Source organism: Staphylococcus sp. GDY8P126P (assembly GCF_017891965.1).
Lineage (GTDB): Bacteria > Bacillota > Bacilli > Staphylococcales > Staphylococcaceae > Staphylococcus > Staphylococcus saprophyticus.
The window spans coordinates 9,342-22,638 of the sequence record NZ_JAESKG010000002.1; the positions used below are offsets into that span (position 1 = coordinate 9,342).

Annotated in this window: 12 protein-coding genes; 4 read left to right on the forward strand and 8 right to left on the reverse strand. The window is 33.3% G+C overall.

All coding sequences use genetic code 11. The features are described 5' to 3' along the window. Positions 1–75: 75 nt before the first annotated feature. The gene (coaD, locus tag KA893_RS02540; RefSeq protein WP_002483646.1) at positions 76–561 is read right to left on the reverse strand and encodes a pantetheine-phosphate adenylyltransferase; all 486 of its coding nucleotides are present in this window, start codon (positions 559–561) and stop codon (positions 76–78) included. Between the two features lies 1 nt (position 562). Beyond that, positions 563–1,105, reverse strand: coding sequence for a 16S rRNA (guanine(966)-N(2))-methyltransferase RsmD (gene rsmD, locus KA893_RS02545; protein ID WP_041079088.1), 543 nt, complete (start codon positions 1,103–1,105; stop codon positions 563–565). Positions 1,106–1,174: 69 nt separating this feature from the next. On the opposite strand from rsmD, the gene KA893_RS02550 reads away from it, so the two are divergent. Then, complete coding sequence (locus KA893_RS02550) at positions 1,175–1,564, forward strand: DUF7147 family protein (RefSeq protein ID WP_011303395.1); 390 nt, start codon at positions 1,175–1,177, stop codon at positions 1,562–1,564. 110 nt (positions 1,565–1,674) lie between these two features. On the opposite strand, the gene KA893_RS02555 is transcribed toward KA893_RS02550, so the two are convergent. Beyond that, positions 1,675–1,926 (reverse strand): YlbG family protein, encoded by a 252-nt coding sequence (locus KA893_RS02555; RefSeq protein WP_037538808.1) that lies wholly within the window; start codon positions 1,924–1,926, stop codon positions 1,675–1,677. Between the two features lie 131 nt (positions 1,927–2,057). Here KA893_RS02555 and KA893_RS02560 point away from each other — a divergent pair, with 131 nt between their 5' ends. Continuing rightward, positions 2,058–2,981: a glycerophosphodiester phosphodiesterase family protein gene (locus KA893_RS02560; RefSeq protein ID WP_069825779.1), complete on the forward strand. Its 924-nt coding sequence runs from the start codon at positions 2,058–2,060 to the stop codon at positions 2,979–2,981. A 130-nt stretch (positions 2,982–3,111) separates the two neighbouring features. Here the strand turns inward: KA893_RS02560 and KA893_RS02565 are convergent, their stop codons facing one another. Next, positions 3,112–3,546, reverse strand: a complete 435-nt coding sequence (locus tag KA893_RS02565; protein WP_002483650.1) for a YlbF/YmcA family competence regulator — start codon at positions 3,544–3,546, stop codon at positions 3,112–3,114. A 17-nt stretch (positions 3,547–3,563) separates the two neighbouring features. Further along, a complete protein-coding gene (locus tag KA893_RS02570) occupies positions 3,564–4,613 on the reverse strand; it encodes a CAP-associated domain-containing protein (protein ID WP_037538811.1) in 1,050 nt (349 codons plus the stop codon). 189 nt (positions 4,614–4,802) lie between these two features. On the opposite strand from KA893_RS02570, the gene KA893_RS02575 reads away from it, so the two are divergent. Further along, positions 4,803–7,061 (forward strand): ATP-binding cassette domain-containing protein, encoded by a 2,259-nt coding sequence (locus tag KA893_RS02575; protein ID WP_069821871.1) that lies wholly within the window; start codon positions 4,803–4,805, stop codon positions 7,059–7,061. Between the two features lie 95 nt (positions 7,062–7,156). Here the strand turns inward: KA893_RS02575 and KA893_RS02580 are convergent, their stop codons facing one another. Both KA893_RS02580 and cyoE read right to left on the reverse strand, forming a co-directional pair. After that, positions 7,157–7,618 (reverse strand): DUF420 domain-containing protein, encoded by a 462-nt coding sequence (locus KA893_RS02580; protein WP_011303401.1) that lies wholly within the window; start codon positions 7,616–7,618, stop codon positions 7,157–7,159. Between the two features lie 24 nt (positions 7,619–7,642). Beyond that, positions 7,643–8,554 (reverse strand): heme o synthase, encoded by a 912-nt coding sequence (gene cyoE, locus KA893_RS02585; protein WP_002483654.1) that lies wholly within the window; start codon positions 8,552–8,554, stop codon positions 7,643–7,645. Between the two features lie 282 nt (positions 8,555–8,836). Here cyoE and KA893_RS02590 point away from each other — a divergent pair, with 282 nt between their 5' ends. After that, entirely contained in the window at positions 8,837–9,745 is a 909-nt protein-coding gene (locus KA893_RS02590) for a COX15/CtaA family protein (protein ID WP_011303402.1), read from the forward strand. A gap of 77 nt (positions 9,746–9,822) precedes the next feature. Here KA893_RS02590 and KA893_RS02595 read toward each other — a convergent pair whose 3' ends face one another. After that, positions 9,823–13,278: a pyruvate carboxylase gene (locus KA893_RS02595; protein WP_164972027.1), complete on the reverse strand. Its 3,456-nt coding sequence runs from the start codon at positions 13,276–13,278 to the stop codon at positions 9,823–9,825. Positions 13,279–13,297: the final 19 nt, after the last annotated feature.

Consider the following 13,297-nt stretch of genomic DNA (forward strand, 5'->3'; position numbering starts at 1 on the left):
TAAGCTACTTTGGTTTACAATTGCCTTGCAATTGCATAAGAACCACTAACCAACAAGTTGGTAAGTGGTTCTTTATCATTTTTTAAACTTTTCGTTTAACGCTTTTTCAACATGTACAGGTACAAAGTCTGAAACGTTTGCTTTATATGCTGCAACTTCTTTCACAACGCTAGAACTGATGAATGAATAATTTGTACTCGTCATCATATACATTGTCTCTACATTGCTGTTTAATTTTTTATTCATTGATGTAAGTCTTAATTCATATTCAAAATCACTCACAGCTCTTAATCCTCTTATAATCGTTTCTGCTCCAATTTTGTCACAAAAATTGACTAATAAACCATTGAAATGATGAACTGTTACGTTATTCAAATGTTTCACTGATTCTTCAATCAGCGCGATACGTTCTTCTATTGAAAATGTGCCTGACTTACCACTATTTTTCAATACACAAATATGTAGTTCATCAAAGCGATCCGCACTTCTATCTATAATATCGATATGACCATATGTAATCGGATCGAAACTTCCTGGAATGACTGCTTTAGTTGTAGACATATTAATCTCCTTTTTTTAATAACAAAGTGTCTGTCAAACCATAATGATAACGTTTTATCTCATGGAATGGCTCCGTTTTGATTTTTTCATGATGTTTAAACTCACAAACGATAATACCATTTTCTTTTAATAAATTAAACTTTGCAATACCTTCCAATGCTTCATCAATTAACCCTTTTTCATAAGGAGGATCTAAAAATATTACATCAAATTGTATTTCTCGTTTGGCTAAGGCCTTTAAAGCACGATCAGCATTGTTTTTATATACTTCTGCTTGTGTATCAATATTAAGGTTTTTTAAATTTGCTTTAATGACTTTTACAGCTTTAAAATTTTGATCAACAAATATCATTTGGTCAATGCCTCGAGATAATGCTTCAATTCCAAGTGCTCCACTACCAGCAAATAAATCAAGACCAATGCCAGAAACTTCGTGTAAACTATTAAATATACCTTCTTTTACTTTATCCATTGTCGGTCTAGTATTGCGTCCTTCTAAACTCTCAAGCGCCTTACTCTTATGTATTCCAGAAATTACTCTCATATGATTTACACTTCCATTCTCAAAATATATTTTATATAATGCATACTGCAGATAAGGAGGCATCGTATTTTGAAACAATCATTTATAAAGCTCGGAGAAGGCCTTACAGATTTATTCGAATTTAATACATTAATAGAATATAACCACCAACGTATAGCACATATCGTTTATTTTCATTCTCCAAATTGTGCACACGCACGTTCATCTGTCGCTATCATCATGCAACCAACCAGTGAACAACATTTCCAAGCAATGTATATTATGCTTAACGCAGTGAAATACCCTTACCCTGATTCCAATAAAAAATTTGAACTGATAAATAACCAGGCTGAAAAATATCACGTCAATATAAAAGCTGTTGACGTCCAGCCCGCCGAACGATTTCACGACACTGAATTATATTTTAATTATTTAACAAGTGTCTTGCGCTTACAAAGATGGATTCCACCTTTGCAATAATATAACAAAAAGCCACTATAGCTATTGCATATACTATTGTGGCTTCCCTATTGTTAACGCTGATATAGCAACTGCTTCAGTCAGTATGCAGCAGTATCGTTAAGTTCATATTATAAAACTTCATGCTGTTCTTTCTCATAAACTTTCTTCAAATATTTATAAGGTGAACCTTCAACATGCTTCACGTATTTTAATCTCATTAATTTATCAACAATTTGATCCGCTTCGTCTTCATTAATGTACATGACAACAAATCTCTCTTGTCTATTAGTACTGACAATATGCCCGAATTTACGTACTTGTCTTTCATGCTTCATATGTTTTAGATATATAATTATACTTGTTCTTGGTACAATATTCATTTATTCATCACTCCATTTATTAGCTATTATATAATATCATGGCTTTTCCATTTTATAAATAATAATTATTTTGATGTAGCATGAACTTTTGCTATATTACTCTATATACCCAAATTTGAGGAGGAAGGCTCGTGACAAAAATTAATAACATAATTAAAGCTGGATTTTTAGGCACAGTCGGTTTGGTAGGAAGTTTAATTTTTATTAATAAATATAAAACACAACCGCATAATCAAAGTATACCACCTTTCTTTTCTAGAACTGCACCATATATTTTTGCACATCGAGGTGGTATGGCTGTCAGACCAGAGCAAACTAAGCTTGCTTTTGATAATGCAGTCGCACATGATATAGATGGTTTTGAAACAGATGTCAGACTTACGAAAGACCATAAACTTGTAGTATTTCATGATGCTACTGTTGATCGTACTACAAATGGATCAGGTAAAGTATCTGAACATACTTTAGCAGAATTAAAACAACTAGATGCAGGTTATCGATTCACCGATATTAATGGTACTAAAGTTTATCGTGGACATGAAGATGCCAAAATATTATCATTTGATGAATTATTAAAACATTATCCAAATCAATTAATTAATGTGGATTTAAAAGATGAGCCCAAAAGCAAAGAAGGTGAATTAGCGCCAGAAATCATTTATGAAGTCATCGTTGCACACCATGCACAAAAACGCGTTTTAGTGACAAGTTTTCACAGTCAACAAATTGAAAGATTTAATATAATTAGCCATGGTACTGTGGCGATTGGTGCAAGTCAAAATGAAGTAGCTGAAGGCGTATTGAAATTCTTCACAGGTCTTGGCAATACTTTCCAACCTCGTGCGAATACGTTTCAAATGCCTGTTTCTTTTAACGGGATTAAGCTAACATCGCCCAAGTTTATACAATGGTTAAACGAACGAAATATTGTTCCAGGCTACTATGGTGTTAACAATTTAGATATGATGAATGATTTAATCTTTTATGGTGCACATACCTTAGTCACTGATCGACCTGATTTAGCAGAAAGATTTAAAAATACGTATCCCAAATAAATATTATAAAATAAACGACAAGTGCTATTTACAATGATTTCAATATCTGATTAAATTCACAAAAAAGGAGGCAGAGTCCTGTTAGCGCTCTGCCTCCTTTACTATTCTCTTAAAATTTCCAATCTATCTTTTATAATGAACAACCACATGAACCGCCAGTGGCACAACCACCTGATTCTTTTTGGAAAAATGGATTGCCCGCTTCAATCTTCACATTCTCAGAAACTGCGTAAGCAATTTTCACAATAACTTGATCTATCAATTCCTGCAAAGCAACTTCTTTTTGTTTATAATCCATCACTACATCAAGCATTTCATATGCACGTTTACGTTTACGTGTTTCTAACATGACACTTTGATAATCTGGATGATATTTACCAAACCGCATAATTTCATCATATTTTTCTTTAGATTTTAAGAAAGCTTGATAAAGTAGATGCGCTTCATCATCATTGGCTAATGTCTGTTCAGCTGTCTTGTATGCTTTATATAATCGAGATTGTAATATTTTATCACTGAGCATTTCTATTTCATCTAGCACTGTTAAAGTTTCTTCTGTAATCATCGTCGTCCATCTCCTTTCTATTTATCCTCTACGAAAATAAGTGTGTAATAACCATTTGTTACTTCGCCACCCATTTCATTATATTTTGAATTTAACATCCTTGATCTATGGATATCCGAATTTAACCAACTATGAATCAACGTAGGTACTTCATTAAAATCATATCCTACGTTTTGACTCGTGGAGACAAATGATATTTTTTGTTCATTCAACTGTTGTTTTAAAGCATCTTCTGTAAATTCAACACTATCAGTCCCCGTAGCTTCATACAAGTTAAATGATGCAATATGAGCTATATCATTGTTAATTTTAAGTGGCTTGGCATCCTTTAACTTTCTCATTTCATTTGTAATTTCATATAATGTCATCAATTGATTTGAATTTTGCTCATAGGGCAAATCATCATGCTCACTTTGAACTTCTTTATCTTCTTGAGAACTTAACATTTGATATGGTTTAAAGGCTGCTAAGGCTTCGCTATCTAAATATCTAACAGCTACAATTTCATTTGATTGTTGGTCAATATAAATTTGTGCATAAATATTTTTAAACTTTATAAGTGTTTGCGTCTTCATATCTAAATCAGATAATTCAAGTTCATATTCTTTACCATCAACTTTAATCGTTGGTTCAGGATTAATACTGTATTTCTCAAAAACATGTGATGCATTATCGGAAATCTTTAATGGATCAACTTTTGCATCTTTACCAGTTGCGTACACAGATTTAATAATATTATGCTTTGTTGTAACAAGATAATATTGATTATGCTCTTTAAATATATAATTTTTAAAATCACCTTTATATGAATAAACCCGTTCAGCTTGCCCATATGTATTTGTAAGTTTTTTTAGGTTTTGACCTACCCACGTACCGATACCTTCTTTTGGCATCGGATTTTCAACTGATTCCTCATTTTTATTAATATTTTCATTTTGAGTAGTCTTCGTTGAATCTTTATTAGGATTCTCCAAAACATCAAACTTTAAACGTGGTGAGTAAAAAAGGTAAATCAAGAAACATATTAATAACAGTACACCAATAATTTTAATTATTAATTTTTTCATCGCTCACCCACCTATACTTCTCTTTCATTTATTGTACATGTTTCAATATATCACAAACAAGGCATGCCGTCGTAATATTAGAAGTATATTGTAAAATACGACAGATTTTCAACATATTACGCTCTATTACAAATTAAGGTAATACACAACTCAACTTTGGGTATACTATGAAATAAGAGGTGAAAATGCATGTCAATGATACGCATACATGGCGCAAAGCAAAATAATTTAAAAAATATTTCTGTTGATATACCTAAACATCAAATAACTGTTTTTACTGGGCGTTCGGGTTCAGGAAAATCTTCTTTAGTGCTTAATACAATTGCCGCAGAATCAGAACGGCTTTTAAACGAAACTTACTCAACATACATACAACATCAACTAGCTCAATTTTCAAAACCAAAGGTCGACTTAATCGAACATTTACCAGTGGCAATGATTATAAATCAAAAAAGATTAGGTGGAAATTCTCGCTCTACAGTCGGTACAATCTCGGACATCTATGCATCTGTGAGATTACTTTGGTCACGAATTGGCAAACCGTTTGTTGGTTACTCAGATATCTTTTCATTTAATAATCCTAAAGGTATGTGTGAAACTTGTTCAGGGCTTGGTTACGTTGAGGACATTGATTTACATGAATTATTAGATTTTAATAAATCGCTCAATGAAGATGCGATACGTTTCCCTTCTTTCAGACCAGATAGTTGGCGAGGAAAACGCTATTTATATTCTGGTTTGTTTGACAACGATAAAAAATTAAAACATTTTACCAAAGAAGAACTAGATACCTTCTTGTACGCTAAGCCAATGAAAATTAAACACCCACCAGAAAACTGGCCTAAGACTGCAAAATTTGAAGGTCTCATCCATAGATTTAGACGTTCATTTTTATTGAATGACAACTTTGAAAAAAATAAATTTAAAGAAGCGATTGATAGAGTGGTTACTTCTAAAAAATGCCCTACTTGTCACGGAAAAAGACTGAGCACTTCAGTTTTAAAGTGTAAAATCAATAACTTAGATATTGCTGATTTTACAAATTTATCAATTGATGATGCTTTAAAATTCATCAAAAAAATTGATTCACCAAAAGCAAATGTCATTATTGAACCATTGCAACAGCAGTTAGAATCATTGAGTTATATCGGCTTAAATTATTTAACTTTATCTAGAGAAACCACCTCTTTATCAGGTGGAGAATCACAAAGAATTAAACTCATTAGACATTTAAACAGTGCGTTGAGTGATTTAGTATATATTATTGATGAGCCGAGTATTGGACTTCATCCAGAAGATATTCAGCGTATTAATGAAATTATTCTGTCCTTGAAAAATAAAGGGAATACAGTTTTAGTAGTCGAACATGACCCAGATGTTATAAAAATAGCCGATCATATTATTGATTTAGGTCCTTTAGCTGGCAAATATGGTGGTGACATTACTTTTACAGGTAGTTATCATGAGTTACTCAATTCAACAACACATACTGGTGATGCTTTACGCAGAACGCACCAATTAAAATCACCGAATTTAAGCGCTTCAAATTTCATAAATTTAAAGAATGTTTCTCGTAACAATATTAAGAATATGACTGTGACACTGCCTGAACAAGCTATGACTGTCGTAACTGGTGTTGCGGGTTCTGGTAAAAGTTCGTTAATCCATGCAGGTTTAGAAGCGCTAGCAGATACCATTTTTATAGACCAAAAACCAGCGCATGCTTCGAGTCGCTCCAATTTATTGACTTATTTAAATATATTTGATGATGTGCGCTCATATTTTTGTGAAGCAACCGGTTTAAAGAAATCGTTGTTTAGCTATAATTCTGCAGGTGCTTGTCCTGAATGCCACGGTAGAGGCATTATCAAAACAGAGCTAGCCTTTATGCCAGATTTCACACAAACATGTGATGTTTGTCATGGTAAACGATACAAACCAGAAGTGTTAGATGCTAAAGTGGAGGGGTATAATATTGCTGATATTTTAGCATTAACGGTTGATGAAGCAATCACCTTTTTCAATAAAAATAAGGATATCGCTCAACCACTCCAAGCTTTAAAATCAACTGGTTTAAACTATATGACATTGGGACAAACACTTGATACATTGTCTGGTGGCGAAGTACAAAGAGTCAAATTAAGTAAATACTTAACAAAGACTGTCCACCAACATATCTTTGTTTTTGATGAACCAACGACTGGTTTACATGAAGATGATATCCCCATATTAATAGATTGCTTTAAACGACTCATCGATGAACACAATACAGTTGTTATTATAGAACATAATTTAACGATGATGACTTATGCTGATTGGATTATTGATATCGGACCATTTGCAGGTGAAAAAGGAGGCCAATTACTTTATCAAGGGGAACCTCAAGGTTTACTTCAAATAAATGCGTCGCTTACAGCCAAGCACTTAAAAAGATATACAGAACGCTAATTGTCTTGTTAGCTATTCAAAACAAAGAGGAGTCATCTCATTGAGATGACTCCTCTTATATGCCTTTTAAAAAACTAACGCTTTATTTATGATTATTATAATCCAAACGTTGCTTTAAGTAGCGATGTTGTCTCGCCACCTGGATATAATACGTAAAGCAATAGGTATACAGCTACACCTGTAATAGCTGTACAGAACCAGACAATCGATGCTATAGGTCCAACAAATCTATGTACCTTAAATTTATCTTTAAAGGCGGTAATGATTTGTACAAGTCCTAAAATGCCCCCGATTGTTGCCAAATTAATGTGGAAAATCAAGAAAATTGTATAATAAATTTTGATAGAATCTGGACCACCAAATGCAGTATTACCTATAAAAATTGTTCTTGAAGCATAAATGATAAAGAATGCTAGTGCAAAAAATGCTGCAGCCAACATTACCTTTTTATGACTTTCAATTTTTCTTTTCCATATTTGACGCCAACCTATTGCAATAAGGATTGCACTAATTACAATAAAGCTTGTACTGATTGTGGGTAAAATTGGTAAGTTCATATAATACATCCTTATCATAAGTTATTAAAACATTTGAATGAGCGAGATGACAACAACGAGTACGAAGAAAACGACTAAATAGTTTAGTGAATATATAAACATTTTTGTTGCCCATTTTGTTTGATCTGTATCTTTTTTGAAGCTTGTTAATCCTAAGTACAGCCATCCTAAATTTAATAAAGTAGCTAACACAATAAATGTAACACCTAAGCTACTTAATAAGAATGGTAGTGGTAACAAGACAACTAACCAGAAAAACATACTTACTCTCGTACGATTAAATCCTTTAACTGATGGTAACATTGGTATATTTGCTAATGAATATTCATCCTTACGTTTAATTGCTAAAGCATAAAAATGAATCGGTTGCCAACAGAAGATAACTAAGAATAGTGCAACGGCTACTAAGCTTATATTTCCTTCTATCGCTGTCCAACCAATTAGCGGTGGAACTGCTCCTGGAAAACTGCCTATGACTGTATTCCAAACCGTATGTCTTTTAGACCAAATTGAATAAAATGATACATAACCAACAATGCCCAATAGACCAATAACGCCTGAAGGTATATTGAGTGCAAATAGTAATGCTTCCCCTATGAGCATCATTCCAAAGCTGAGAATTAATAAATTTCTATTTGAAATTCTTTCATTAACTGTAGGTCTCTGTTGTTTACTTGGCATGATACTGTCAATATCTTGATCGTAGTAATTATTTAAAGCACATGCGCCCCCCATAATTAACGTAGAGCCCACTAACATCATTAAGATTTGTGGTATTGACGAGAGGAAGGAATGATTTGCCAACACAATCGCTAACCATGATCCAGCAAATGCAGGAATTAAATTCCCTTGAACCAAGCCCATTTTGATGATTTGCTGTAACTCTTTAAAAGTTACACGGCTAGAATTATGCGCCAAAGTTTGTTCTTTGTTCATAATTTCCCTCCTATTTTTTTCATATAATACAATGATATATTAATTTTGTTCGATTGACTACATTAATGTAAAGATATTTGTGACACTTTATCGACATTAGCAAAAAGTCATTTTTGTGACACATTTTATTTGCTATTTATTGTTATAATAAAATTTAAGATTTATGAACATATAAAAATATATGAATGAGATGTATCATTATGTATACCTAAGTTGCTTTTAGCACTACTGGGCGTAATTAAATATTTTCATTATTATATTTTTAAAGTGGGGGGTTTATTCTTGTTTAGCAAAAAAAACCTTAAATGGTTATCTGTGTTAGCAACAGTCATAATGGCTTTTGTTCAACTTGGTGGCGCGTTAGTAACAAAAACAGGTTCAGCAGATGGTTGTGGATCTGACTGGCCACTTTGTCATGGCGCGTTCTTACCTCAAAATTTACCAATTCAAACATTAATTGAATTAAGTCATCGTGCAGTATCTGGCTTATCATTAATTGTCGTTTTATGGTTGGTTATTGTTGCTTGGAAACATATTGGTTATATCAAAGAAGTTAAACCATTATCTTGTATTAGTGTTGGTTTCTTACTAATTCAGGCTTTAGTTGGTGCGGCAGCAGTAATGTGGCAACAAAATGCATATGTATTAGCACTTCACTTTGGTATCTCTTTAATTTCCTTTTCATCTGTATTTGTATTAACTTTAATTATATATGAAGTTGACCGTAAATATGAAGCTGATGAATTGTTTATTAGAAAACCATTGAGAATTTATACATGGATTATGGCACTCATTGTTTATATGACGATATATACAGGTGCTTTAGTAAGACATAAAGAAGCAAGTTTAGCGTATGGTCAATGGCCATTACCGTTTAATGATTTAATGCCACATAATGTTCAGGATTGGGTAAATTTAACACATAGAGGTATGGCACTCATTGCCTTTATTTGGATTTTAATTACATTTATCCACGCCGTAAACAATTATAGAGAAAATCGTACAATTCGTTACGGTTATACAGCGGCATTTATTTTAGTTATCTTACAAGTAACAACAGGCGCATTATCCATTATTACTGAAGTTAATTTATTCATCGCATTGTTACATGCATTGTTTATTACATTACTCTTCGGATTAATCGCATACTTTATCATATTAATGTTACGTACAATTCGAAGTGGCGGATAATTAACGTTTTGGGTATATAATCACATAAAAAGCAAGCTCAGTTTTTAAGAAAACTGAGCTTGCTTTTTATTTTTAAACTAATCAACAGGTTCTTTTTCAATTTCAATCAATAAGTCGCCTGTTTCAATTGCTTCACCACTTTGTACTGTAACTTTTTTAACAACGCCATCAAACGGTGCTTGAATCGTTGTTTCCATCTTCATAGCTTCAGTAATCAATAACGCTTGACCACTCGTTACAGATTCTCCTTCAGCAATCTTCACTTCCGTAACTGAACCTGGCATTTGTGCACCAATATGATTTGGGTTTAATTTATCTGCTTTTGGCTTAACACTTTCATTCGCCTTAACATTTTCATCTTGAATAAAGATACGTCGCGCTTGACCATTCATATCATAAAAGATTGTACGTATACCTTTTTCATCTGGTTCCGTAATTGTCTTAAGTGTAATGATTAAACGTTTACCTGTATCAATTTCAATCTCAACCGTTTCATTTGAACGCATACCAAAGAAGAATGTTGGCGTATCTAAAAGAGACACATTTCCAAATTGTTCTTGTGTTGCTATAAATTGTTCGTAAACTTTAGGATATAGCACATAACTTATGATGTCTTGTTCTGTTACTTCTCTCTCTTGTTTTTCTTCTAATTCTTTTCTTACTGCTTCAAAATCAACAGGATCTAAATGTTCCCCTGGTCGATCTGTAATGGCAGATTGCCCTTTGAGAATAACTTTTTGTAACGTTTTATTGAAACCATTAACTGGCTGTCCAATATCACCTTTAAAGAATGACACAACTGATTCAGGGAAATCCAATTTATAGCCATCTTTTATAATAGTATCTTCATCTAAATCATTTTGTACCATGTACAATGCCATGTCACCTACAACTTTAGATGACGGCGTTACTTTAACAATATCACCAAATAAGAAGTTCACACGTCTATACATTTCTTTTACTTCATTAAATCGATTGCCTAATCCTAAACTTTTAGCTTGTTGGCTTAGGTTCGAATATTGACCACCAGGCATTTCGTGTTTATAAATTTCAGTATTAGGTGATTTAATATCACTTTCAAAATCACTGTAATATTGACGTACTGTACCCCAATAGTGTGATAACTCTTCCATACCATCTACATCTGCACGCATATTTCTATCAAATCCATTTAATGCATAATATAAAGAGTTGCCACTTGGTTGGCTTGTTAAACCACTCATAGAAGCTACTGCAGTATCAATGACGTCTACACCTGCATCTATAGCTTGTTTATACACTAATAAACCATTTCCACTTGTGTCATGTGTGTGTAAGTGAATTGGTAAATCAACCGCAGCTTTCAATTCTCCAATTAGTTCATTGGCAGCTTTAGGTTTCAATAATCCCGCCATATCTTTAATCGCTAATATATGGAATCCTTCACGTTCAAGTGTTTTCGCCATATCAACATAGTATTGTAAAGTGTAAATATCCGAACGATTTGGATTTAATATGTCTCCTGTATAACAAATCGTCCCTTCCGAAATTTTACCCGCTTCTTGTACAGCTTCATTGGCCACTTTCATTTGATCAACCCAATTTAAAGAGTCAAAGATACGGAACACGTCTATGCCAGCTTCTGAACTTTCTTTAACGAATTTTTTTATAACATTGTCTGGATAATTTTTATATCCAACAGCATTTGAGGCGCGTAATAACATTTGGAATAAAACATTTGGAATTTCTTTTCTTAATCTTTCTAAGCGTTCCCATGGATTTTCTTTCAAGAAATTATACGCAACATCAAAAGTTGCACCGCCCCACATCTCTAATGAAAAGCTGTCTTTCATTACTTGAGCTGTTTTAGAAGCAATATTCATCATGTCTTTTGTTCTCACACGTGTAGCTAATAATGACTGATGCGCATCTCTAAATGTAGTGTCGGTGATTAATACATCGTCTTGCTCTTTTAACCATTCTGCTACTGCCTTAGGTCCTTTAGTATCCAGTATTTGTTTCGTTCCCTCTAATTTTGCTATTTCTTTTCTAGGGATTTGTGGAATTGGCGATGTTTCATAGATCGGTTTAGGTCGTTTTTCTACATTTGGAAATCCATTAATCGAAACATTACCAATATATTCTAACGTTTTTGTACCTCTATCTAATGTCGGTTCAATATCAAATAACTCAGGTGTCTGCTCAATGAATTTAGTAGTATAATCACCTGTTTTAAATTGCTCATTTCTCATAACATTAATTAAAAACGGAACATTGGTTTTCACACCACGGATTCGCATTTCTTGTAATGAACGATCCATTTTTTCATTTGCTTGTTTGTAAGACATAGCGTGTGTAGATAATTTTACCAATAACGAATCATAATAAGGTGAAATTTCTGCACCTTGGAACCCATCACCAGCATCTAATCTCACTCCAAAACCACCGCTTGAACGATAAGCTATGATACGTCCAGTATCTGGCATAAAATCATTTGTTGGATCTTCAGTAGTAATACGACATTGAATCGCATATCCTAATGTTTTAATATCTGCTTGACTTGGCATACTTATTTCTTCGTCAAATAGATTTTCACCATCAGCAACAAGTATTTGTGTTTTAACGATATCAACACCTGTAATCATCTCAGTAATCGTATGTTCCACTTGAACACGCGGATTAACTTCAATGAAGTAGAATTCTTCGCCCGATACAAGGAATTCCACCGTACCCGCATTGACATATTCAATATTTTCCATTAATTGGATTGCTGCTTCACAGATACGTTCCCTTAAATCATCTGACAATGCAACTGAAGGTGCCACTTCTACTACCTTTTGGTGTCGTCTTTGTACAGAACAATCACGTTCATATAAATGTACGATATTACCATGTTCATCACCGATAACTTGTACTTCAATATGTTTCGGATTGTCTATATATTTTTCAATATATACTTCACTATTACCAAATGATTTTTCCGCTTCAGATTTAGCTCGATGGAATGCGTCTTCTAATTCATCTTCCGATTGTACGATACGCATACCTTTACCGCCGCCACCACTTGTCGCTTTAATCATCAATGGGTAACCTGCTTCATTAGCAAATGCAATCGCATCCTCTTGATTATCAATAGGACCATCCGTACCTGGAATGACTCTTAAATCCGCATTAATTGCTGTTGTTCTTGCCTTAACTTTATCGCCAAACATGTCTAAATGTTCAACACGTGGACCAATAAATTTAATTCCTTCTTCTTGACATCTACGAGCAAATGTTTCATTTTCACTTAAAAAGCCATAACCAGGATGTATCGCATCTACATCTGCACGCTTAGCAACATCAATGATTCTTTCTATATCTAAATAAGATTCAGCAGGTCCTAAATCTTTGCCTACTAAATAAGATTCATCTGCTTTATATCTATGTAAAGATCCTTTATCTTCATTTGAATAAATTGCAACTGTTTTAATATCTAATTCTGTCGCTGCCCTAAAAATTCTTATTGCTATTTCACCACGATTGGCTACCAAAAGCTTGTTTATTTGTTTCACATCATGGTCCCCCTTAAAT